This window comes from Bradyrhizobium sp. 157 (assembly GCF_023073815.1).
GTDB lineage: Bacteria > Pseudomonadota > Alphaproteobacteria > Rhizobiales > Xanthobacteraceae > Bradyrhizobium.
On the sequence record NZ_JADPKF010000091.1, the window covers coordinates 118,640 to 139,878 of the forward strand.

Consider the following 21,239-nt stretch of genomic DNA (forward strand, 5'->3'; position numbering starts at 1 on the left):
CAGCTCAGTTCCCCGGCGCGTCCGCTTTCTCGATCAAGAAAACGATACGGCTCTCCGCACGCTCGGCGATCTCGACCTTGTCACCGGTTTCCCGGATCAGGTTGGGAATATCGATTACCGACAGCGGATCGGTGCAATGCACTTCGAGAAAGTGGCCCGGCGTGATTGCCTTCAGCGCCTTGCGCGTTTTCAGCGCCGGCAAGGGACATTTCAATCCGGTAAGATCGAGTTTGGTCGTGGTGGTCATGTTTCGAACATGGCGAAGCAGAGACACAACGTCAATCACACCAGACTTGCATAGGACAAAAAGCCGACCGTCTGGCCGGGCTCGACCAGCGTGACTTCTTCGCGCAGTTCAACCAGGCCATCGGTGTCGACCAGTGACGACAACAGCCCCGCGCCTTCGCGCGGAAACTTTACCGCTTCGAGCGCGCCGTCGGCACCCTTGCGCAAGCTGACGCGGACATATTCACGGCGCGAAATCTTCTTCTTGTAGCTGAAGGCGGCGCGAACCGGCATCGGCCGAAGCGGCTCCGGCCGGGCACCGGACAGCGCCAGAATCGTCGGCCGCACCACGTGAACGAAAGTGACAAAACTCGCCACAGGATTGCCGGGCAATCCGATGAACGGGGTGCCGCCGATGATGCCCATCGCAACGGGGCGTCCCGGCTTGATCGCCATCCGCCACAGCACCAGCCTGCCGACACTTTCGACGCTTGCCTTGACGTGGTCTTCCTCGCCGGTCGAAACGCCGCCGGTGGTGAGCATCAGATCATGGCCGCCGGCGACCTCCTGCAGCGCGCGGGCCAGCGAGGCGCGATCATCTCTGATGATGCCGAGATCGCTGACCTCGCAGCCGAGCCGCGACAACATCGCCATCAGCATGAAACGGTTGGAATCGAACAATTGCGCCGCGCCGCGCGCCTCGCCCGGCGAGGCCAGTTCGTTGCCGGTGGAGAACACCGCGACGCGAATGCGCCTGACGACGTCGAGCTCAGTCAGGCCGAACGCCGCGGCAAGCGCGACATCCTGCGGCCGCAGCCGCTGGCCGGCCTGCAGCGCCGCGAAGCCTGAAGCGATGTCTTCACCTGCGGGGCGCACATTGGCGCCAGGCTTGAGGCCTGCGGGAAGCACGACTTTGTCGCCATCGATGCGGACGTCTTCCTGCATGAACACGGTGTCGGCGCCTTCGGGCATCGGCGCGCCGGTGAAGATGCGCATCGCCTGCCTCGGCTTGAGGGGCGCAGATACGGAGCTGCCCGCTTGGAGGCGGCCGGCGACCGGAAACGTTTGCTCTTCCTGCTGCGGCAGATCGCGGCTCGCAACCGCATAGCCGTCGACGGCGGAATTGGTGAAGGGTGGCAGCGGCAGCGGCGCCAGAATCTCGTGCGCCAGAATGCGGCCATCAGCGCGGGCGAGCGCAACCGTCTCGATATCCACAACCGGCGTCACGCGCGTGGCAATAAGGCCGACGGCCTCATCGACCGACATCATCGGGCCGCCGAAGGCAAAGCAATCGTCGGACAATTGCGCCATGTGCCTGATCAGCCTTCAGCTTCGCATTTGGCCAGCACGTCTTCGAGCGATATTGCAGACCGCAACATCATCGCCGCCACGGCCTCGATATCGTCGAGATGGGCGGTCGGCAGCCTGGTTTCAACCACTGTATCGGTCGCGATGCCGACAATGCCGGGATCGTCGGGGAACAGCAGCGGCTTTTCATTCGCGGCGCGGTAGACCTCGATCTTGCGGTGCGGCTCGCGCTTGAAGCCCTCAACGACGACGAGATCGACCGGCGACATCTTCGCCAGCAGTTCCGGCAATCGTGGTTCATGCGCCCCGCGCAGCTCATGCATCAGCGCCCAGCGCCGCCCCGATGACACCAAAACTTCGGCCGCACCGGCCTCGCGATGCCGCCAGGAATCCTTGCCGGGCACGTCGACATCGAAGGCGTGATGGGCGTGCTTGATCACGGACACGCGCAGGCCCTGTTTTGCGAACTGCGGGATCGCCCGCGTCAGCAAGGTGGTCTTGCCGGCGCCGCTCCATCCGGCGAGGCCTATCACTTTCATCTCATACTCCGACAGCGGCACTAGTATCCCCGTCAAGCCCGGGCAAAGCGCGAAGCGCGTCCTTACCCTGGATCTCCCGGGCATCCACGCCTTGACGCTATCGCAGCAGGAAGGCGTGGATGGCCGGGACAAGCCCGGCCATGACGGAGTAAACCGTGACTTGTTAACTCCGGTCCTTATATCAGCCCGGAGACAAAGTCATGCTAACCTGCGTCCTATGATGAAGATGGAAAAAGCCCCGGCCCCCCTGATCGTGCCGAACCCCGAGGATCCGCGGCTGACCGAGCGCGTCGCCGGGACCGACCAGACGGGCGCGGCCGTCGAAATCCGGGTGCCGGTGGAACGGCCGCTGACGCTATATCTGAACGCGCAGGAGATCGTCACCATGATGACGATCGGCGATTATCCGGAATATCTGGCGCTCGGCTATCTCCTGAACCAGAACATGCTGAAATACGACGACGTCGTCACTGAGGTCGAATATGACGACGACCTCCAGGTGGTGGTGGTGCGCACCGAGCATCACACCAACTTCGAGGCAAAACTGAAGAAGCGCACGCAGACGTCCGGCTGCGCCCAGGGCACCGCGTTCGGCGACCTGCTTGAAGCGGTGGAAAGCGTGGCGCTGCCGAAGGCCGAGCTGCGCACGTCCTGGCTCTACGAGATGACGCGCACCATCAACACCATGCCCTCGCTCTATCGGGAGGCCGGCGCGATCCATGGCTGTGTGCTGTGCAAGGAAGGCACGCCCGTCTGCTACACCGAGGACGTCGGCCGTCATAACGCCGTCGACAAGATTGCCGGCTGGATCTATCGCCACGGCGTCGATCCCGCCGACAAGATCCTCTACACCACAGGCCGGCTCACCTCGGAGATGGTGATCAAGACCGTGCGGATGGGCATTCCCATTCTCGTCTCGCGCTCGGGCTTTACGGCGTGGGGCGTCGAACTGGCGCGGCAGGTCGGGTTGACGTTGGTTGGACGCACGCGGGGAAAACGCTTCATCGCGCTGTCGGGACAGGAGCGGATCGTGTTCGACCAGAACCTCGACTACGTCGAGGAAGAATCCGCGCGGCACAAGCGCAAGGGCGAAGAACGTGACGACTAAAATTCCGGGCGTACTGCTCGCCGGCGGTCTCGCGCGGCGGATGGGCGGCGGCGACAAGCCGATGCGCACGATCGGCGGCCGCACCATTCTCGACCGCGTGATCGAGCGCCTTGGGCCGCAATGCGACGGCCTGATCCTCAACGCCAATGGCGATCCGGCGCGCTTCTCAGCATTCGGCCTGCCGGTCGTTGCCGATGGCATCGCCGATTTTCCCGGCCCGCTCGCCGGCATCTTGGCGGCGCTGGACTGGGCTGCCGCCAACCGGCCCAATGTAAAATTGGTCCTCAGCGCCGCCGCGGACTGCCCATTCCTGCCGCGCGATTTGGTGTCGCGGCTCTATGGCGCGCTCGAAGCGGAGAATGCCGAGCTGGCCGTTGCCGCTTCCGACGGCCAGTCGCATCCGGTAATCGGATTATGGAGCGTCACCTTGCGCGAACAACTGCGCCACGCGCTGGTCGTGGAGGACATCAGGAAGATCGACCGCTGGACCGCCCGCTACCGGCTTGCCACCGTAACATGGCCTGTGGAACCGCTCGACCCGTTCTTCAACGCCAACACCATGGACGACATTGCCGAAGCGGAGCGGCTGGCGGCACTGGATGGCGGCTAACTCGTGCCCCGGATGCAGCGCAGCACGAAGTGATGCGCTGCTGATCCGGGGCCCACCGCGGATCGGAGGTGGTCCCGGCTCTGCGGCGCACCGCTACGCGCTGCGCCGCGTCCGGGACACGGCGATGCGAATTCGTCATTGAGCGGAAGCGCCTGTACGCCGCCAGCACGTCACACTCCACGCCTCGACACTGAAATAGACCTAACAGGCAATCGTCTTAACTACCTGGACATTGACGAAATCGGTCGTGATTTCAGATCCAGATTAAATGCGACTTAATGTACTTGCCGATAAGATTGCCTCGGCGGATTTAACGCGAGGCCGTAGCAATGTTCGGACGCAGGACAACTTTCGGCACCAAGCAGCCAAGCTTTTCCGAATTGAAAGAGACCATGCGTCCCACACCAGATGCGGATGGTGTGACCCGCGTTTTCTCGAGGGAGCTCTGGGACGATCCAAAGATCGGCAGGCTGCTGCGGGACGTTGGCTTCGCCCCCGATGATGCGCGCAACGTCCTGCCAACGGCAAACGACTATATCGCTCTTTTTGCTGCAGCCAAGCAGCGGCTGGAGGAGCGCACCGAGGTCTTCAACCGTGAAATGACGATGCGCCATGGCTATTGCCGCGCCGCGCCTTTTTTGGTCATCGACCACACAATCTGGGACGGCGAACATGGCGCGTTTCTGTATGCCCAGATGAACCTCATCGGATACGATGACTGGAACGTATTGATGCTGGCGGCGGATGTACGCACCAAAGAACTCTGTGACATCGCAGGCCATCCTGGCACGGTGCCGGCGGTTACGGAGGTCATGACCAAGCGCGTGATCGAATGGAAGCAGCGCCATGATCTCGCGCTCGAAGCGTTCGGAGTTACAGCGATGGGTGGCCAAGGCATCACGCGAGAGCAATACGAGGCCGAACAGGACGCGCTGCGCCGGGAGATTATGGACAACGTTGGCTGGATGAAGCCACGGATCATAAGCGAGCTGTTGCGCGTTCAGGGCTAGAGCATGATCCGGAAAAGTGGGAACCGGTTTTCCGAAAAGATCATGCTCCAATCAAAGAGAAATTACGCCGCCAGCGGCGCGGTCCAGGCATCGTAGCCGTACACCCAATCGGCATCGGTCTTGCCGCTAAGCCAGGTGTTGGCGCGCGAGGTTGCTTGGATGCGCTCCGTCCGCTCCATGCGAGTCGCCTCGAAACGGCGGAATGCATTCGCGACGCCCTCCCGCTCGATGCCATCAAGGCAGCGCGACAGTACGGCGGCATCCTCGATCGCCATCGCAGCGCCCTGCGCCATGTAAGGCGTCATCGGATGGCAGGCATCGCCGAGCAGCGTGACGTTCCGGTCGGACCATCGCTCCAGCGAATTGCGATCGACGATCGCCCATTTGTGCACATCGGGGCACGCGGCCAGCACCCGCTCGACCTGACGATGAAAACCGGCGAACGCCTTGCGCAATTCCCTGACATCGCCCTTCGCCGACCATGATTCAATCCGGAAATCCGGCTCCGGCTGGCTGGTGACGAGATAGATCTCACTGCGGTCCGGCTTGACGTAATAGATGACTATATGGCGGTCTTCGCCCCACCATTTGGTGCAGTCGTCGATCTCTGCGTCGCCGAGCAGCGCGGCGGGATAGGTGGTGCGGTAGGCGATCCGTCCGGTGAAATTCACCGGTGAGGCGCCGAACAGAATATCTCTCACCACCGAGTGAACGCCGTCGGCGCCGATCACGGCGTCGGCTGTCACGGTTGCGCCGTTCGCAAAGGCGAGCCGAACGCCCTCGCCGATCTCATTCAACCCGACCAGCTTGTGGTTGAGCCGGATGCATGCATCGGGAACGGCGCTGGCGAGCGCTGCATGAAGGTCGCCGCGATGCGCCAGAAGGTAGGGCGCGCCGAATTTCTGCTCGGCGCTCTCGCCGAAGATCATGTCGAACTTGATGTCGCCGGTGCGCCAGTCACGGTTACTCCAGGAACGCGGATAGAAGGATTGCGCGCGCAGCCTCGCCTCCAGCCCCAGGGCGCGCAACACCTTCATCGCATTGCAGCCGATCTGGATCCCGGCCCCGATCCACGCGAATTGCGTCGCCTGTTCGTAGACGGTGACGTCAATCCCAATTCGCCGCAGCGCCGCGGCGGTCGCGAGCCCACCCATGCCGGCGCCAACAATCGCAATCGATAGCGGTCTTGCCATTCCCGTCCCCCTGCCCGAGCCGCTTCTTTTGACGGCTTCTTCAGTTCGCGAACGCTTCAGGCCGGCCGAAATCCCGCCTTCAGCAGTGCCGCGCGCGCCCCGTCCGACGCCAGCGCTTCAAGAAACGCCTGCACCGCCGACCGTTGCTTGCGCGCCGTCACCAGCGCGAAGTCATAATGCTCCTCGGCAAAGGGAATGAAACCCAGGTTTGACGCATGCGCGACCGGCGCAATGGTCATGCCCCAATCGGCACGGTGCTGCGCGACCGCAGCCGCAACCGCATTGTGCGAGCGCGGCTGATTCCAGTAGCCATCGGGTCGCGCTCCGCCAAGCAGCCGGTCGATCAGGATGCGCGTGCCGGCGCCCTGGTTGCGATTGACCATGATGCAGGCGGGGTCGGCCAGTGCGGCGCGGACCGCGTCCTCCGCGCTCAGGTCTTCGAAGCGCTTGTCACCTTTGCGGAAGACGATGCCTTGCATGCGACGCCAGCCCGGTACCAGTTCGAGTCCGTCAGCGAGATACGGCGTGTTGTAGGTCTCGGTCTTCTCGTCGAACAAATGGATCGGGGCAAAGTCACATTCGCCGCGCTTGGCGGCCGAGAGCCCACCAAGGCTGCCGACGGCGATCGAGCGCACGGTGAGCCCGGCATGCGCCAGCGGGGCGGTGACCAAATCGAGCCCGGTGCAATGGCTGCCGACGATAACGAGATCCGGTACACGCACATGCGGCGTGAACAGTGTCACCTCGGTCTCGCTGCCGGCCGGCATCTGATCGGCCAGAGCATCGATCTTCAGAAAGCCGTCTGCCTGGGCAAAGGAGGTGATGGCGCCGGAGCCCTTGCCCGTGGGGTACGCAATCAGCCCGTCCGCGCCTTCAACCAGCGACACCATGACGAATTCAGTGCGGCCGAGTTCGGACGCGATCCGCACCGGCACGCGCGCATTGACCTTGGTGTCCGAACGCGGCGGCAAGCCGGCCATCCGCCGCAGCACCGGTACGATCATGTCGTGGAAGGTGAACATCGCCGAGGTCGGAAATCCCGGCAGGATGATCACGGGCTTGCCGTCGCATACCGCAAGGCACAGCGGCTTGCCGGGCTTCAGCGCCACGCCATGGGCGACGATGCCGGGCTTGCCGAGCCGGCCGATGATGCGGTGAGACACATCGCCCGCGCCCTTGGACGTGCCGCCTGACAGCACTAGCATGTCGCTGCTCGCGAGTGCCTCGCGCATCGCGGATTCGAGCTGCGCCTCATCGTCGGCGACGGCGCCGAGAAACTTTGCCTCGCCGCCATTCTCCGTGATCGCCGCCGTGACGATCGCGCCGTTAGTATCGTAGATCGCAGCCGGGCGCAGGGAATGGCCAGGCTGCACCAGTTCATCGCCGGTGGAAATGATCGCAACGCGTGGCCGCCGCGCGACCGCGACGTCGGCGATGCCGCAGGCCGCCAGCATCCCGATCTCGCGCGAGCCGATGATCGTCCCGGCGCGCAGCAGCGCTTCGCCGCGGGCGATATCGGAGCCGGCATAGGACACGAATTGACCAGGCGAGGCGGCGCGGCGGATGTCGATCGCACGATGTCCCGCCGGCTGGGTGTGCTCCACCATGACGATGGCGTCCGCCCCGCGCGGCACCGGACCGCCGGTCGCGATCGGCGTGGCTGTTGCCGACAAGACCGGCCGCACTGGCGCCGTGCCGCACGCGATCACTTCGTCGTTCAGCATCACGCGCACCGGTGAAGCCTCGCCGGCGGAAGCAAGGTCGGTGGAACGCACCGCAAAGCCATCGACATTGGAGCGATCGAACGGCGGCACATCGATTGGCGCCACGACGTCCTCGGCGAGCGCGCGGCCGAGCGCGTCCGCAAGCGGCCGTTGCTCGCTCGCGACCGCACGCGGAAAAAGCGCGGCTTCAAACCGCGCCAGCGCATCCTCACGCGACAGGACCGTCAGGAATTGATCCTGATCGATATTGTCGCGGCCTTTCGGCGACGGCGTATTCGTCATTCCCGAACCCATATCACTCTCGCAGCATATAGGCATCGACCCGAGTGCCCGCCGCAAATCCTTCCGAGCTGGCGGGCACCGCGAGCCAGGCTTCGGCGCGCGCGATCGCATCGAGCGACAATTCGCCCAGCGCCAGTGGGACCAAAGCATCCTGCTTTCGTTCCAGCAACACGATCTCGGCAATGCCGACGCTTGAAGCAATCTTGCGCGCCAGCGGCAGATTGAGCGTGCTGCGCCGCCGGCGGCCCGATAAACGATCGAGCACGGGAAGCGCCAGCGTCCACCACGCCGCCAAGGCTTGATCGGGCGCGCCTGGCAACACCACGACCGGCGTCTTGCCTGCACGACCAACGGCCGAAGTGCGGCCTGGTTGCAGGGCAATGCCATGTGCGAGAACCTTCCCGCGCGCGCCCAATGCCGTCACCGCCGTATCGGTGCGGCCGACACCGGAGCCGCCGACGATCAGCAGCAGATCGCACGCACCGTCATCGATCGCGGCGGTAATCGATGCGGCATCGCGACCTGTAGCCGCGACCAAAAAAACCTCGCCGCCCGCGGCCCGCGCGCTCTCGGCGACAAAATCCGCAGTTACTGTGCCGCCGGGAACATTGACGATGCGCAGGCGCGGACGGCGCACGCTCAATCGCGCCATTCCTGCGGCGCGAGCGATCATGAGATGGCGCGGCAGCACGCGCCGGCCGGCTTGAACGAGGCGGCTGTCCGCGGCGATATCGCCGCCGGCGCGGCGCACGCCCTGCCCCGGGATCGCCTCCGCCAGCACCTGCACGAACGGACCGGACATCTCGACCGAATCGGAATCCAGCACGCAGTCGCAGTTGTCAGGAATGATCTCGCCGGCCTCGACCCAGACCGGCGCCGCCGTTAATGGCAGCGGCGAATAGGAGGATGCGCCGACAAGGTCGCGGGCGCGGAATGCATAGCCGTCCGCGGCAGCGATATCGCGCGGCGGGTGGGCATCGAGCCCCGGCATATCCGCGGCAATACAGCGCAGCGCTTCCGCCAACGCCAGTTCCACCGGCGCGACCGGGTCCACGCCCTCGAGCAACGCGGCGAGCGCCACATCGAGCGGCGTCAGCGAGGTCGGCAAGCGCTGGTCCGAGGTCATGGGGCTCGCCTATGCCCTGAATCGGGCCGAAAAGAAATAGAACTGGATACCGCGCGTGGTTTAGCCCATCCGACCAACGTTGACGTCGGCGCGAAATAGTTGCAAATGAGACCAATTGGCGGAACCAACCGCCCGAAACACCAACGGCCAACGTGCCGATTCGAGGGGAGAACCAGGGATGTTCGCCAAGAACCTATCCAGGCTTGCCGCGCTTGCGGTCGCGACGCTGGCATCAACCGCCGCACTCGCGCAAATTTCAGACGACGTCGTCAAGCTCGGCGTTCTCACTGACATGAACGGCCCGGCGGCCACGGCGACCGGCCAGGGCTCGGTCACTGCCGTGCAAATGGCTGTAGACGATTTCGGCGGCAAGGTGCTGGGCAAGCCGATCAGCATCATCGTCGGCGATCACCAGTTGAAGCCGGACATCGGCGGCGGCATTGCGCGGCGCTGGTTTGACGTGGATCAGGTCGACGTGATCCTCGACGTTCCGGTTTCCGCGGTCGGGCTTGCGGTGCAAAACATCACCAACGAGAAGAAGAAGCTGTTGATCGTGCATTCGACCGGCACCGCAGACTTCCACGGCAAGTTCTGCTCGCCACACGCGATACAATGGGTGTTCGATACCCGCGCGCTGGCGGTCGGCACCGCGCAGGCGGTGGTGAAGCGCGGCGGCGATAGCTGGTTCTTCATCACCGACGACTATGCGTTCGGCCACTCCCTCGAACGTGACGCTTCCGCCGTCGTCACCGCCAATGGCGGCAAGGTGTTGGGCTCGGTGCGGCCGCCGCTTGCAACACCTGATCTGTCGTCCTTCGTGCTGCAGGCGCAGGCTTCAAAAGCCAAGATCATCGGCATTGCCGCCGGTCCTCCGAACAACATGAACGAGATCAAGACCGGCGCGGAGTTCGGCGTGTTCAAGGGCGGCCAGCAGATGGCGGCATTGCTTGCGCTGATCACGGACATTCATTCGCTGGGATTGCCGGCAGCGCAGGGCCTCTTGCTGACGACCTCGTTCTACTGGGACATGGACGACAAGACCCGCGAATGGTCGAAGCGCTACTTCGCCAAGATGAACCGGATGCCGACGATGTGGCAGGCCGGCGTCTATTCATCGGTCATGAGCTATCTCAACGCCATCAAGGAAGCCGGCACCGACGAGCCGCTGAAGGTAGCGGCGAAGATGCGCGAAAAGCCGATCGAGGATTTCTTCTCCCGCAACGGCAAACTGCGCGAGGACAATCTGATGGTCCACGACCTGTGGCTGGTGCAGGTCAAGAAGCCGGAGGAATCGAAATATCCATGGGACTACTATCAGATCCTCGCCAAGATCCCCGGCGATGAAGCGTTTGGCCCGCCCGATCCGGCGTGCGCCATGGTGAAGAAATAATCGAGGATCGTATCCCGGATGCGGCGCGGCATGAAATGACGCGCCGCAGAGCCGGGACCTAGGAAGCCGCCGCACGTGGACCCCGGATCAGCAGCGCATCACTTCGGGCCGCGCAGCATCCGGGGAACGCTGGAGACAGCGAGACTACCTAACGAGCCCCGCCTCCCGAAAATACCTCATCACGCCGGGATGAATCAGCTCCACATTCGGCGCCGCCGCCACTGTGTTCGCGGCCGTGGTCTCGCAAGCCTGCGGCAGCTTCTTGCAGAGCGCGGCCTCAGCCCCGTGCAGCGTGCGCGCGAGCCGATAGGCGACATCGTCAGGCAGGCTTTCACGCGCCAGCACAAAACTCCATGAGCCAATAGAATCGATCGCCGCCGGCTGGTTCGGATAGCTGTTGGCGGGGACCGTCAGCGGCTTAAGGAACGTGTGCTTGGCGCGGACGCGGGCGATCTCGCTGGCGTCGGGTGCGATGAATCGCGCGCCGCCCGGCGCCTGTGCCATTGCGGCAAAGCCGGGCCAACCGACGCCGGCGCCCCACAGCGCGGCGGCGCGGCCGTCCTGCACCATGGCGGGGCCGTCGCCCGCGCGGTCGAGATAGATCGACTTGAAGTCCTCGTCCTGTTTCAGCCCGATGCCGTCGAGGATGTAGCGCGACAGGATCGGCAGGCCCGAGCCCTTCGCGCCGAACGCGACCGGCTGGCCGACCAGATCCCTGATCGTCTTGTAGGGACTGTCCGCCCGCACCACGAACATGCCGGGACTGGAATACATCGCCGTCAGGATTTTCAGCTTTGTCGCCGGCCGGCCGATGGCCATGAAGGCTTCGTAGGCGGGCTCGCCCGCGACCAGCGCGATATCGAGCTGGCCGGATTCCAGAAGCGGGATGTTTTCGTTGGAGCCCTTGGTGTTGCGCGGCTCGATCGACAGCGCCGGATCCGCGGCATTCATCACTTCCGCAAATGCATTGCCATAAACCGGAAAGCCGCCGCCGGGCGTCGCGGTTCCCAGGCTGATCGTGGTTTTCGTAATGGCCTTGCCTCCCTCCTGCGCCGCGGCGCTCCCGGCAAGCAGCAGCAGGCCGGCGCAGATAATCCGAGCGAGTTTCATCGTTGGCCTCAAGCGTTCGCTGACGAATGATGCGACGGAAGTTGTAGGCAAGCGCGGGGCCCGATGAAAGCCTGTTCTTGGCTGCTAACCCGGCATTGCCGTATCGCTGTCATGCCTGTAAACGATGGCGGCACCGTTGCCGGCCGCCTTCCCGCGGCCGCTCCGCGGCGGGGCCTGTAGCTCAATGGTTAGAGCCGGCCGCTCATAACGGTCTGGTTGCAGGTTCGAGTCCTGCCGGGCCCACCAGTCATTACAGGAGCTTATTACGTTTCTGAAGGGTGACGATTTGATACCGCCTCAGCTACCGCCACAGAAACCAATCGTGATTTGTTCGCGCCACGTTCGTTGATAGGCGTTTGGGAGGCCGCCGGCACGCCCCAATCTCCATGGCGAAGAGGCGTGACAGGCGCGTACATTCGGTGACATCATCGACCTTCATGTCGAGGATATGCATGAGGTTGGTCGCTCTCCCCGCCGCTCCAAGGCGGCCGTATTGGAAGCACTGAAGGAAGCCTTAGGCACAGTGAAGTTGGCCAAGCTCAATCGCGAGCGACTTATCGAATTTGGTCGCAAGCGGGCGAACGAAGGTGCGGGCCCAGCCACGCTGGCGATCGATTTCTCCTTCATTAGAACCGTCGCTACGCATGCTGCAGCGGTGCACGGCATTGAAGTCTCTGCTGAAGAAGTTCGCTTGGCGCGTTTTGCAATGAAGCATTTGGGCCTGGTAGGCAGCTCCGAAGAGCGAGACCGACGGCCAACTGAAGATGAGCTTGGTGAACTCATTGAGTATTTCGAGACCAATCCTCGACAAGTCACACCAATGGGTCGCATCGTTCGGTATGCCGTTGCGACTACGATGCGACAAGAGGAGATATGCCGATCCGATTGGCCGGACGTAGACATGACAAAGCGGCTCCTTATCATCCGCGACCGCAAAGATCCCCGAGCGAAGGATGGCAACGACCAGAAAGTCCCTCTTCTCAATCTGACCGGCTATGACGCGTGGGAGATCATGCTCCAACAGCGCATCATCACGAGAGGTTGGGGACGTGTATTCCCGTATAACCACCGTTCAGTGAGCGCAGCATTCACGCGAGCTTGCGATGAGCTGAAGATCGAGATCTTCATTTTCACGATCTGCGGCACGAGGGTACCAGCCGTCTTTTTGGGGCCGGCCTTACAATTGAAAAGGTTGCATTGGTGACTGATCACAAGGATTACCTGAACATTCCTTACTGTGCAGCCTGCGCGCTGCGGTACACGCGCTGACGCCCTGAAACGTATATATTAAATTTACCAAAGGCTTGGATGGTGGGGGAGGAAGAAGTGGCATTCCGTAGGAAAAGGTTAGATGGTCTTACCGTGGTTTAGTGCCCTTTGATGATTATAGGGTTTTTTGACAGGAGGTCTTACCCAGCGAGCGCGGACGGCGCCGGCTATGCGAACAGCTCGGCGCCGTCCGCCCGCAACTGCGTTGCATTCTCGGGATATTGGCCCACCAGTTCGCTTTCCCTGCCCCGGTGCGTGCTACCCTACGGCGATAGCCGGCGATTCGGCCTCGCCCGGTTCAGCCAGTCGGCGGGAAGGCATTGATGGGGAAAGCTGCATACAACGAGAAGCTCAAGCTGCGAGCCACGTTCTTCAACAATCTCGCCGTAGCGACCTTAGCCGCGGGCTACCTAGTCCCCTACTTTGCATCGTTGCCATGGTTGTTGGAAACCGCCACTGAGGTGCCGAAGCCCATCACGAGCAAGTGGGACGCCTTGTCGACTCTACTCGCTTCACCAGAAGCCAAAATAAAGCTCGTTGTCTTAGTGTCAGGAATCATCATCGCAAGTATTGTGGCGGCGGGTCTTCGTATTTTGGCTAATCATACGTTGAGCAAGATTGCGGACTGAATTGCTTTGTCTCGGCCGGGACAACCAAACATCCCAGCCGAGCGCGCACAACATCAGAGCCGCGTGTGTGTGATTTTGACCCTAAGTCGACCGAGCCAGCTATTCCACCGAATCAAAGTTTCCGTCATGAAGTTGGGATGATCCGGGGGTTCGGGAGGGCGGCCGGCGGGTGCTGGCCTAGCAGGCTTCTCCAAGACCGTCGTTGACGGCGCGGGGTTAACAGCGCATCTTTTCATGTTGAAAATGTTCCTTTCCACAGGGGCGTTTTCGATTCGGTCGGCTCCGCCGGTACCAGCGGCGGGGTCGACCACTCCGCGCTTGCTAGTGACAGAATCACCATCAGCACATGCCCTATTGGACACGCGAGCGACTTCACAATGCAATGCATTAGTCGTGCTAAAGGCGTCAGCCTCGTAACGATACGGTGCCAAATCGCTCTTGTTGTAACCGTGCGGCAACATTTTTCACCGGGACAACGCGGGGGCAGGACGGCTCCGGGAGAGCCGAAAGCGGGCTGATTCGCATTTTTCAGCCCCTCACCTATCTACCTGCTGGACCGGGTTTCGGTGTGGAGTGCCGCGTATGCGTAAGTCCCCGTCGATCGTCCCCCGCGATGACGATCAGGATATTTATCTGGTGCTTGATGATTTCGGGCGGCTCGGCCAGGCGTGGCGCGAGACCGATCCGGGAAAGGCCGACCGAGAGACGGTCATCCGCGACTTGCTCGATGGGCAATATTCAGACCCGGTTCGGATTGTCAGCTTCAACACTGCGGAAGGTTGGTCGCGAGACGTTTCCGAAGACATCACCGACGCAATACGCCGGCGCCGCGAGATTGAAAACCGGGAGCCACCCGGGAGCATCGTCAGATTTTTGATCGGTTCGAAGATCGTCACCGGCCGCAGCTAAAGCTTCAACTAGCGTGACTTCGATTCCGCCCCGCTGCGTCTTCTTCACATTCACGGAATGTCGTTACCTTTTTTCGAACTGCCGATGCTGTAGGGCTTGTTGAGGAAGTAATCGCGGTTGCCCAATGCCTTCTCTGCGTACTGATCGATCCGACAACGATTGCCTGGACATGCTGATAGCAGTAGCCCTCGCGCGCAGCCCGCTGACGCACTTCAGCGAGCGCCCTAAGCCATGGCGTGTTCTCTGCCTTCTCGTCGTACCATTTCAGTTGATCGCGCATCACCAACTCCGGCCCCCAAGCACACGCCCTTTCGTCGAACCGCTCTCCTCCTTCTTCCGGTCCCGTTCGCCACAAAGGCCCTCAATCTTTGCCAGCATCCGCTGCAGCAAAAGCTCAGCCGCTGCAGTCGATATGCCCGCACGCTGAAGCTGGAGGATTTCCTTACGCTGTCTTCCGACCTGCACGCGCATGTGCTCGATTTCGGAACGGACGTGATCTAGGCCCATTGCTGTCCTTCAATGCTCTCTGGATTGTTCGAACGAGCCCCCTCGGCACGGCGCCCGAGCTGGTCGTACAGGCGAAGCCGCCTGAAAAGGATCTCGATTTCACGGACGCTTTTCACAATGGGGCGCATAGTACAAACCGTGAACGAGATGACAAGCCACTAGGAAATAGGCTGTGCTGGGCGCGGAACACCCAAGATTATTGCCTGAGTATTTTTATTGCCCTGGTCCACCCCGTTTGAAGATCCGATTCCGCTTCCGGATGGCCGGCGGCTTCTCACCTTGAGGGATGCCGCCAGCTACATCACGAAGCTATCGAAAGCTGAGCACTCCGCGCCCGAATGGCAGGCCGCGATGGAGGCGCTGATCCTCGTTGCAGAGAACGGCGGCCCGACGATGTTGGCCCGGATCGGTGTCATGCGGGCGTTGAACCGTCACGTCGAAAGGGTCTTTGATTCCGAGCGCAAAGCTCATCATTGGGGAAAGCGCAAGCTGAAGAGAGACCAATGACCGTTTTTGTCTACGTCAACACAAGCAAGCAGGTGGGAGATCCCGAGCACATCAAGGTGTTTGCCAATGTGGACGCTGCAGAAAAGTGGTTTGAGGAAAACGATCCCGAAGGCGTGGCGTTTGAGTACGAGGTTCTGGAGTGAACCGGATCGGCCGCAGGACCGCTTACGCCATGTGGTGCTTGGTGCTGGCCATCGTATGGCAGGTGCTCGGTTCGCTGTAGACTGTAACACCCTGCCAACTAAAAAACGGCCCCAGCGGACTTGGGAGGCGGACTGGGGCCGTAAGGGATGCGTCAGTGCCGAGAAAACTAGGTTCGGCACATCCATTTGATAGCCTTATGGTAGTTGAGCGAAATTGACGCCTATCAACTCCTGCGAAGACGAGCGCCCGCTCTTAAAGAATGAGTGAGGCCCGCCAGCGTGAACCGCGGCTCTCGAGAGGGTCGCGGGACCAAGCCCCGCGGCTGACGGGTTTCAATAACCGTGTTCTTACGGGTCATAATTGGCCAACAATTTGCGATGGGGTGCCTCAGTGTTCGGCAACTAATCTCTAGGTGTGCCGAACCAAGTCATTCGGAGCACCCAAATGAGTATGCAGCCTCGTTTTGAGACAGCGCGCGAAGCTACAGTGATTAGTAAGATACTGGCTGATCTCGTCCGCACCGTTCAACTGATCGAATGCGAGATCGAGGCCCAAGAAGAGCGCGCCAGCGTTTCCGACCGGACTGACTTCAAGTATCCAATGCTGGCAAGGTCCCTGATCGAGCGGCGCGACAATCTTAAGATGACCATCGACGCCCTTGAACAGCGTCTCGCCAAGCGAGCGCCGGATGGGCAAGCAACCGCGGCTTAGCGCAACGGAAAAGCCGTCGCTGGGTCACGCTGTGGCGCGGGACCGAAGCCCCGCGCCCTTGTTAGTGTCACCGTCGCAGCCGCCCGGCAAGCGCCGCCAGGCGGTGGCGTGCTATGCACGCTGTCAGCCTCGGTCATTTGAAATGCCCTTTCGTGATTGAGGTTAGAGCCGGGGCGAAGCAGGCACTTCCCCTCGGCTCGTATTTTCTGTAAACTGAAAATATGAAGAAATCAATTTCAGTAAACAAAAAATCCAGAGGCCGGCCAAAGAAGAAGGGTGGCGTCTACCCGGTGACCGCGGTTAGGCTGCCGCCAGCATTGGGCGCCGCAGTGGACAAATGGGCTGGTTCGCAGCCTGATGGACCAACGCGCTCCGAAGCCATCCGCCGGCTGGTCGAGCTGGGACTGAAGGAGAAGGGAAAATGATCGTCCGCGTCAAACGAACGGTGCTGGATCCATGAAAAAGGCCATTCTGATTGCCGTGCTACTTGGAGGATGCGACCTCACGGCCTCGCAAGAGCGAGCAACCGCAGAGCGTGCCGATAACGCACAGTGCTCTAACTATGGTCTCAAGCCCGGTACGGCCGAATTTGCTCAGTGCCGGATGTCGATGGATCAACATCGCCAAGCTCGCGTTGGTGCCGCCTTGCAACAAATCGATCGCAATAACCGGGAGGCGGCGGACTACAATGAGCGGCGTCTGGCTAGGCCGACCATCAATTGTACTGGAACCACAACGGGCAATACGACGAACACTACTTGCCGCTAACCGGCGCTCCTGATTTGCTTAAAAAACAATTCCCCACTCGGGGAAAACGTGCTCGATTGAGCGGAGACGTTTGCAGCGCGGAGGATTCCGACCGTGCTCCGGACATTTCTACCCCTGTGCGCACTCTGCCTCTTGGTATCAGCCTGTGCGAGCGGTCCCCATGTCGCCGACATGCCGCACTGGATGGGCGGATTGCCGCCGGATGCGCCTCCGCGCCCTGGCACGCCGGAATATGATGCTTGGCAGGCCGAGCGCGCAAAGGAGGCTGCGAGGCCGAAAACCGGAAGTACCAGCCAGCCGACCCGCTGATTTGCGTTAAGAAGCCATCCGCCGCCTGGTCGAACTCGGGCTGAAGGGAAAAGCAAATGATCAAGCCGAAGCGGTCTGCCGAGCAACAGGTTGCGGACGAGCTCGAGCGACGGGCTCTCCACCCGCTTTCGTCGAGGCAGACGATATCGGACAGCCAAGCCGAGCCAGAATTCCATGCAAACCACAAACGCCTTAGAGCAGAAAGGCTGACGCGAGAGGCAGTCGAGAGCGAGCTGAAGGCGAAGAAATGACAAAGCCGCCGGGCGGGCTTCAACCACCAAAGCCGACCACCAAAGCCGAGCGCGATGCACGCAAGGCATTTCGCCAAGTCGATGCCAAGAAGGCAATGACTGAGCACGAGATCGCGCAGAAGGCCTTCTCTAACAACCGTGAGCGTCTGAAGGCAGAGCGGCTCGCCAGGGAGGCTGCGGGGCCACCGCCCCCGAAAGCCAAAGCCCCCACGGCGAAGGGAAATGATCGGCCTGGTTAAGGGAACGGTGTTGGGCCTTCTTTTCGCGTCCCTGGCTGTAAGCGCTTTTGCTCCAAACGACCCTGTGGCGGCGCGGATGAAAGAGATTAGCGATCGGTATAACGAGTGCCTCAGCAATTAGTCAGATGCGGCTCGGCGCAACCGATATAAATTTTGCCGCTGAAAGGGCGTTCGGCTCGTGTGCAACCGAAACCGCACAAATGCTGAAAATAATGCGACAGAACGGACTCACCGCGGATCAGATCGATACCGTATTTCTCGATAAAAAGAGCGGGATCAAACGAGAGCTACGAAAAATATTGGAAGAAGTAGAAACCGGGAGAAATAGCGGCCGCAGCATGCTGGGGCTGAAGGCGAAGGGGAAATAGTGAACGAGCTAAAGCCGACCGCCGCGAGAACGCCATGGTTTTGGTTTGTGGCGGCGCTGTCGGCGATGTCGATCATCACGGCAATCACCTTCATCGGGTTTCCCATTTAGGGGTCGCGCCAGGCCTTGATGGGAACGTAGCCCACTGCTCGGCAGTAAGGTGGGTACCGTTGTCGGTCTTAAGCGCCATAGCCGCACCGTCATGGTTCGCTTTGACGGCAACAGGACGACGAACACCCCACACCGCGATTACATCGAGCCGGTTGAGGCTTAGTGAGATTTCGAGATCGCGCGTTGCAGCGTGCGAACCAAATCCTCCGCAGCCTCTTCCATCGTGTCTTTTCTTCCCAGATGCTTAATCATTGCGACTAGCGTGTTGATCAAGACGACCCGGGCCATCGGCGGCGAAACCTGTCTTTCAGCCAAGAGCGCACGGATGTCTCGCGTAAGCGCGACGCATTCGACTTCGTGTGCCTTCGTCATCTCTCTGGGCACTTCACTCCTCCAGCCAATGAAAAGTTGGGATTCCAAGCACGCCCGATTCGTCAGCCAAGCTGGTGGCGGATCGGTGGCAAAAAACCGCCGCTATGACGATCTTCGTGACGGCTACCTGCCCTAGGGGTTAATGGATCGTTACTGGCTGAGCTTCTGACGCGCGCCGCCGATATTCAGACGGACGACCGAGCGTGTATTTCTATTGGGACGACCTGCCAGGTCGCAGGCTTAACCCGGAATTCACGGACAGCACGCGCGCCTTAGAGTTGGCGAAGGCCCTTGCGAGGGCGGAGCGAGACAAACAGTCCAAGTAGAATTACGGAGGCCCTGGCAATTTACGATAGGACATAGCGAGACCGAGCTGGGAACAAACCCGAAAAATTTCCTCAGGACTCGGCTAGTCGCCGTCGGATGGTTTTCGCGCGTCTTATTGTTCCTTGCCCTCGCTCTCGGGTTGCGATTGGATGGGAAGGGTCTGGGGAATCAGAAAAATGCGAAGTTTGGGAATCGTGGCGCTGGGCGCTGCTTTCGTGCTTTCTCTTACCGTTGCGGCGAGAGCAGATTGCGACGACGCTGTGCAATCCTATAATTCTGCCATCAGCGACATTCAGAGTTATCTGAAGCGGTACACAAACTGCCTTAGTTCCAGCAACGGCTCCGATGATTGCTCATCTGAGTTCAGGCGACTCCGATCTGCCCAAAGCGATTACGGGTCCGCCGTCTCCAGCTACCAGCAGTATTGTCGCCGATGAATCGACAGGCGCATCCGAAGCCGGCTGGTCGTGATCGGGCTGAAGGCAAAGCGATAACGGGGAATCTTCTCAGGCGCTTTCAATGACGGTCTATGACGAAATCCCTGACGGTCTAGACCTCCGAGAGCAAACCTTGATTCGTATCGGCAGATTCATTGCGGACTGGGCAAATTGCGAAAGCAGCTTCAGCTGGATCTTCAGCAAGCTCATAGGTCGGGCGAATGGGAACGCCGACATTGTTTGGCTGGCGATCATCAGTCTGGAAGCGCGCCTAGATTTGCTTTGGGCGCTCGTCAAATTCGAAACCGCGATAGCGCCCGAAACAAAAGACGAATTGAAAGGCTGCATAGACGGTTTCGAGAGGTCAGTAGCCTGCGAAATTACCTTTGCCACGCGGTCTATACCACGGATGCTGACATGAATTTGGTGAGTGTAGATAAGTGGCGGCTAGCAAAGCCAAAGCATACGCACGCCTTCACAGAGCAGCGAAGGCCGGTCTCCGAAAAATCGCTCAAGGAACTTTGCACTGCGATCGATAAATGCGTCGATATAAACAACCGGGTTACTCAAGCCGTTTCCGCCCTAGAGACTCAGCTTTGAGACCGCCTTCGAGCCCGTCTTTTTTATTTGCCAGATTTTCACAGCACGACGCGCTGCAGCTTCACCGCGTTCCGATCCCCAAGGGATTGATAATTTGCATGACGTCGCCGGCCGCGCTTGAATGCAGCCGTGTCCACGAAATCCCGCAAATACCTCTTCGGCGAAACGATCCGTGGCATCTTTCATAAAATCTTAATAATAATGACGCGACAGTGACGCGACAGACGATCCACACTCCTGGCGAGCAGCAACGCCGCTAAATAAATAACAGTGATTTTCGTCGATGGATAAGGTTTTCCGCTTTCTGGCGACGCTCGGCTTCATTTGCGCGGCCGGTTCGGCTCACGCCGCAGTCCTCACTGAAAGCTTCGATAGTCCGAACTTCGCCGACTGGCAAAGCCGCTGGTTTGGCCAGAATAGCAATGCCAAGCCTATCTTCTTCAACCCGAACGATCGCGGCAACAACGTGACCGGCCTGACCATCTATGATGGCAACATTGACGATGGTAACGCGGTCAAGATATTCTTCAATGCCGCATTCGCGGCGACCATCACCAATTTCTCGTTTGACATGCTGAATTACGCAAGCGGTCTCGCTCAGCAGCTCGAAGTGTTCGACAAGGACGGCAATACGCTGTTCGGCACGGTATTACCCGTGGTACCGCAGGATCCGTCAGCCGATAACGGCAGCAACAACGGCTTCGATTTCGCAGATAGCAAATACACCCGCTACAGTGTGGACTCAACCAATGGAATTGGCGGCTTCCGCATCCTGCCGTTTGGCTCCGAGGGCAATGTCTCGATCGATGACCTCAGCGCAACCATTGCTGCCGTTCCCGAGCCGTCGACCTGGGCCATGATGATCCTAGGCTTTGCTGGTGTTGGCTTCCTCGCCTATCGTCGTCGCAATCAAGCTGCCGCTGCCTGATCCCCCCAATCCCTCGATCAGAGCAGAGAGACCGCCTTCGGGCGGTCTTTTTATTATTGGCGCCTTAGATCACTGCATGCCAATCAGGATGCCCGCGGAAACCTGGTTCGAGGAAAACGATCCCGAAGGCGTGGCGTTTGAGTACGAGGTAATCGGCCCAGAATAAAAATGGCCCCAGCGCGAGGTTCTGCGCCGAGGCCATCAAAGTATTCCCATTTCGAACAGCCAG

Annotated in this window: 24 protein-coding genes and 1 tRNA gene; 17 read left to right on the top strand and 8 right to left on the bottom strand. The window is 60.7% G+C overall.

Annotated elements, in window-relative coordinates; translation table 11 throughout:
• Positions 1–4: 4 nt before the first annotated feature.
• From IVA95_RS27450 to mobB, 3 genes are read right to left on the bottom strand one after another with little or no spacing between them, the layout of a single operon-like run.
• Positions 5–247 (bottom strand): sulfurtransferase TusA family protein, encoded by a 243-nt coding sequence (locus tag IVA95_RS27450; RefSeq protein ID WP_213252894.1) that lies wholly within the window; start codon positions 245–247, stop codon positions 5–7.
• 35 nt (positions 248–282) lie between these two features.
• Positions 283–1,536, bottom strand: a complete 1,254-nt coding sequence (glp, locus tag IVA95_RS27455) for a gephyrin-like molybdotransferase Glp (RefSeq protein ID WP_247513343.1) — start codon at positions 1,534–1,536, stop codon at positions 283–285.
• A gap of 8 nt (positions 1,537–1,544) precedes the next feature.
• The gene (mobB, locus tag IVA95_RS27460; protein WP_247513344.1) at positions 1,545–2,072 is read right to left on the bottom strand and encodes a molybdopterin-guanine dinucleotide biosynthesis protein B; all 528 of its coding nucleotides are present in this window, start codon (positions 2,070–2,072) and stop codon (positions 1,545–1,547) included.
• A 217-nt stretch (positions 2,073–2,289) separates the two neighbouring features.
• Between mobB and fdhD the strand changes: the two genes are divergently transcribed.
• The 3 genes from fdhD (at position 2,290) to IVA95_RS27475 (ending at position 4,800) form a co-directional block, all read left to right on the top strand.
• A complete protein-coding gene (fdhD, locus tag IVA95_RS27465; protein WP_247513345.1) occupies positions 2,290–3,180 on the top strand; it encodes a formate dehydrogenase accessory sulfurtransferase FdhD in 891 nt (296 codons plus the stop codon).
• Positions 3,170–3,790, top strand: coding sequence for a molybdenum cofactor guanylyltransferase MobA (gene mobA / locus IVA95_RS27470; RefSeq protein WP_346658052.1), 621 nt, complete (start codon positions 3,170–3,172; stop codon positions 3,788–3,790). Before fdhD ends, mobA begins: the two co-directional genes overlap by 11 nt.
• A 329-nt stretch (positions 3,791–4,119) precedes the next feature.
• Positions 4,120–4,800, top strand: a complete 681-nt coding sequence (locus IVA95_RS27475; RefSeq protein WP_247513346.1) for a hypothetical protein — start codon at positions 4,120–4,122, stop codon at positions 4,798–4,800.
• 62 nt (positions 4,801–4,862) lie between these two features.
• On the opposite strand, the gene IVA95_RS27480 is transcribed toward IVA95_RS27475, so the two are convergent.
• From IVA95_RS27480 to IVA95_RS27490, 3 genes are read right to left on the bottom strand one after another with little or no spacing between them, the layout of a single operon-like run.
• Complete coding sequence (locus tag IVA95_RS27480; RefSeq protein WP_247513347.1) at positions 4,863–5,993, bottom strand: FAD-dependent monooxygenase; 1,131 nt, start codon at positions 5,991–5,993, stop codon at positions 4,863–4,865.
• Positions 5,994–6,049: 56 nt separating this feature from the next.
• On the bottom strand, positions 6,050–7,999 hold the full coding sequence (locus IVA95_RS27485; protein WP_247513348.1) for a molybdopterin biosynthesis protein: 1,950 nt from the start codon (positions 7,997–7,999) through the stop codon (positions 6,050–6,052).
• 13 nt (positions 8,000–8,012) lie between these two features.
• On the bottom strand, positions 8,013–9,125 hold the full coding sequence (locus IVA95_RS27490; protein ID WP_247513349.1) for a molybdopterin-binding protein: 1,113 nt from the start codon (positions 9,123–9,125) through the stop codon (positions 8,013–8,015).
• Positions 9,126–9,303: 178 nt separating this feature from the next.
• On the opposite strand from IVA95_RS27490, the gene IVA95_RS27495 reads away from it, so the two are divergent.
• Positions 9,304–10,515, top strand: coding sequence for an ABC transporter substrate-binding protein (locus IVA95_RS27495; RefSeq protein ID WP_247513350.1), 1,212 nt, complete (start codon positions 9,304–9,306; stop codon positions 10,513–10,515).
• 144 nt (positions 10,516–10,659) lie between these two features.
• On the opposite strand, the gene IVA95_RS27500 is transcribed toward IVA95_RS27495, so the two are convergent.
• A complete protein-coding gene (locus tag IVA95_RS27500; RefSeq protein WP_247513351.1) occupies positions 10,660–11,625 on the bottom strand; it encodes a TAXI family TRAP transporter solute-binding subunit in 966 nt (321 codons plus the stop codon).
• Between the two features lie 170 nt (positions 11,626–11,795).
• Between IVA95_RS27500 and IVA95_RS27505 the strand changes: the two genes are divergently transcribed.
• The 13 genes from IVA95_RS27505 (at position 11,796) to IVA95_RS27570 (ending at position 21,010) form a co-directional block, all read left to right on the top strand.
• A tRNA-Ile gene (locus tag IVA95_RS27505) sits at positions 11,796–11,871 on the top strand.
• A 247-nt stretch (positions 11,872–12,118) separates the two neighbouring features.
• Complete coding sequence (locus IVA95_RS27510) at positions 12,119–12,829, top strand: tyrosine-type recombinase/integrase (protein ID WP_247513352.1); 711 nt, start codon at positions 12,119–12,121, stop codon at positions 12,827–12,829.
• A gap of 388 nt (positions 12,830–13,217) precedes the next feature.
• Positions 13,218–13,523, top strand: a complete 306-nt coding sequence (locus IVA95_RS27515) for a hypothetical protein (protein WP_247513353.1) — start codon at positions 13,218–13,220, stop codon at positions 13,521–13,523.
• A 582-nt stretch (positions 13,524–14,105) separates the two neighbouring features.
• A complete protein-coding gene (locus IVA95_RS27520; RefSeq protein WP_247513354.1) occupies positions 14,106–14,432 on the top strand; it encodes a hypothetical protein in 327 nt (108 codons plus the stop codon).
• A gap of 786 nt (positions 14,433–15,218) precedes the next feature.
• Positions 15,219–15,446 (top strand): hypothetical protein, encoded by a 228-nt coding sequence (locus IVA95_RS27530; RefSeq protein WP_346658053.1) that lies wholly within the window; start codon positions 15,219–15,221, stop codon positions 15,444–15,446.
• Positions 15,443–15,589 (top strand): hypothetical protein, encoded by a 147-nt coding sequence (locus IVA95_RS27535; RefSeq protein ID WP_247513356.1) that lies wholly within the window; start codon positions 15,443–15,445, stop codon positions 15,587–15,589. The genes IVA95_RS27530 and IVA95_RS27535 overlap by 4 nt, the downstream gene beginning before the upstream one ends.
• A gap of 445 nt (positions 15,590–16,034) precedes the next feature.
• Complete coding sequence (locus IVA95_RS27540; RefSeq protein ID WP_247513357.1) at positions 16,035–16,301, top strand: hypothetical protein; 267 nt, start codon at positions 16,035–16,037, stop codon at positions 16,299–16,301.
• Between the two features lie 221 nt (positions 16,302–16,522).
• Entirely contained in the window at positions 16,523–16,726 is a 204-nt protein-coding gene (locus IVA95_RS27545) for a ribbon-helix-helix domain-containing protein (protein WP_247513358.1), read from the top strand.
• Positions 16,727–16,757: 31 nt separating this feature from the next.
• On the top strand, positions 16,758–17,069 hold the full coding sequence (locus tag IVA95_RS27550; protein WP_247513359.1) for a hypothetical protein: 312 nt from the start codon (positions 16,758–16,760) through the stop codon (positions 17,067–17,069).
• Positions 17,070–17,625: 556 nt separating this feature from the next.
• Positions 17,626–17,868 carry a hypothetical protein gene (locus IVA95_RS27555; protein ID WP_247513360.1) on the top strand — a complete coding sequence of 81 codons (243 nt, stop codon included), beginning with the start codon at positions 17,626–17,628 and terminating at the stop codon, positions 17,866–17,868.
• A gap of 125 nt (positions 17,869–17,993) precedes the next feature.
• Positions 17,994–18,236 (top strand): hypothetical protein, encoded by a 243-nt coding sequence (locus IVA95_RS27560; RefSeq protein ID WP_247513361.1) that lies wholly within the window; start codon positions 17,994–17,996, stop codon positions 18,234–18,236.
• 1,328 nt (positions 18,237–19,564) lie between these two features.
• Positions 19,565–19,903 (top strand): hypothetical protein, encoded by a 339-nt coding sequence (locus tag IVA95_RS27565; RefSeq protein WP_247513362.1) that lies wholly within the window; start codon positions 19,565–19,567, stop codon positions 19,901–19,903.
• Positions 19,904–20,365: 462 nt separating this feature from the next.
• Complete coding sequence (locus IVA95_RS27570; protein WP_247513363.1) at positions 20,366–21,010, top strand: PEPxxWA-CTERM sorting domain-containing protein; 645 nt, start codon at positions 20,366–20,368, stop codon at positions 21,008–21,010.
• A gap of 64 nt (positions 21,011–21,074) precedes the next feature.
• Here IVA95_RS27570 and IVA95_RS27575 read toward each other — a convergent pair whose 3' ends face one another.
• On the bottom strand, positions 21,075–21,212 hold the full coding sequence (locus tag IVA95_RS27575; protein ID WP_247513364.1) for a hypothetical protein: 138 nt from the start codon (positions 21,210–21,212) through the stop codon (positions 21,075–21,077).
• Positions 21,213–21,239 lie beyond the last annotated feature (27 nt).

What these genes read in the sequence shown, in the direction of transcription:
- fdhD (WP_247513345.1), top strand. Translation starts at nt 2,290, where the DNA reads ATGATGAAGATGGAAAAAGCCCCGGCCCCCCTGATCGTGCCGAACCCC.
- IVA95_RS27535 (WP_247513356.1), top strand. Translation starts at nt 15,443, where the DNA reads ATGACCGTTTTTGTCTACGTCAACACAAGCAAGCAGGTGGGAGATCCC.
- IVA95_RS27540 (WP_247513357.1), top strand. Translation starts at nt 16,035, where the DNA reads ATGAGTATGCAGCCTCGTTTTGAGACAGCGCGCGAAGCTACAGTGATT.
- IVA95_RS27575 (WP_247513364.1), bottom strand. Translation starts at nt 21,212, where the DNA reads ATGGCCTCGGCGCAGAACCTCGCGCTGGGGCCATTTTTATTCTGGGCC.
- IVA95_RS27565 (WP_247513362.1), top strand. Translation starts at nt 19,565, where the DNA reads ATGACGGTCTATGACGAAATCCCTGACGGTCTAGACCTCCGAGAGCAA.
- IVA95_RS27495 (WP_247513350.1), top strand. Translation starts at nt 9,304, where the DNA reads ATGTTCGCCAAGAACCTATCCAGGCTTGCCGCGCTTGCGGTCGCGACG.
- IVA95_RS27515 (WP_247513353.1), top strand. Translation starts at nt 13,218, where the DNA reads ATGGGGAAAGCTGCATACAACGAGAAGCTCAAGCTGCGAGCCACGTTC.
- IVA95_RS27480 (WP_247513347.1), bottom strand. Translation starts at nt 5,993, where the DNA reads ATGGCAAGACCGCTATCGATTGCGATTGTTGGCGCCGGCATGGGTGGG.
- IVA95_RS27570 (WP_247513363.1), top strand. Translation starts at nt 20,366, where the DNA reads ATGGATAAGGTTTTCCGCTTTCTGGCGACGCTCGGCTTCATTTGCGCG.
- IVA95_RS27450 (WP_213252894.1), bottom strand. Translation starts at nt 247, where the DNA reads ATGACCACCACGACCAAACTCGATCTTACCGGATTGAAATGTCCCTTG.
- IVA95_RS27500 (WP_247513351.1), bottom strand. Translation starts at nt 11,625, where the DNA reads ATGAAACTCGCTCGGATTATCTGCGCCGGCCTGCTGCTGCTTGCCGGG.
- mobB (WP_247513344.1), bottom strand. Translation starts at nt 2,072, where the DNA reads ATGAAAGTGATAGGCCTCGCCGGATGGAGCGGCGCCGGCAAGACCACC.
- IVA95_RS27485 (WP_247513348.1), bottom strand. Translation starts at nt 7,999, where the DNA reads ATGACGAATACGCCGTCGCCGAAAGGCCGCGACAATATCGATCAGGAT.
- IVA95_RS27555 (WP_247513360.1), top strand. Translation starts at nt 17,626, where the DNA reads ATGACAAAGCCGCCGGGCGGGCTTCAACCACCAAAGCCGACCACCAAA.
- IVA95_RS27560 (WP_247513361.1), top strand. Translation starts at nt 17,994, where the DNA reads ATGCGGCTCGGCGCAACCGATATAAATTTTGCCGCTGAAAGGGCGTTC.
- IVA95_RS27550 (WP_247513359.1), top strand. Translation starts at nt 16,758, where the DNA reads ATGAAAAAGGCCATTCTGATTGCCGTGCTACTTGGAGGATGCGACCTC.
- IVA95_RS27545 (WP_247513358.1), top strand. Translation starts at nt 16,523, where the DNA reads ATGAAGAAATCAATTTCAGTAAACAAAAAATCCAGAGGCCGGCCAAAG.
- IVA95_RS27475 (WP_247513346.1), top strand. Translation starts at nt 4,120, where the DNA reads ATGTTCGGACGCAGGACAACTTTCGGCACCAAGCAGCCAAGCTTTTCC.
- IVA95_RS27520 (WP_247513354.1), top strand. Translation starts at nt 14,106, where the DNA reads ATGCGTAAGTCCCCGTCGATCGTCCCCCGCGATGACGATCAGGATATT.
- glp (WP_247513343.1), bottom strand. Translation starts at nt 1,536, where the DNA reads ATGGCGCAATTGTCCGACGATTGCTTTGCCTTCGGCGGCCCGATGATG.
- IVA95_RS27490 (WP_247513349.1), bottom strand. Translation starts at nt 9,125, where the DNA reads ATGACCTCGGACCAGCGCTTGCCGACCTCGCTGACGCCGCTCGATGTG.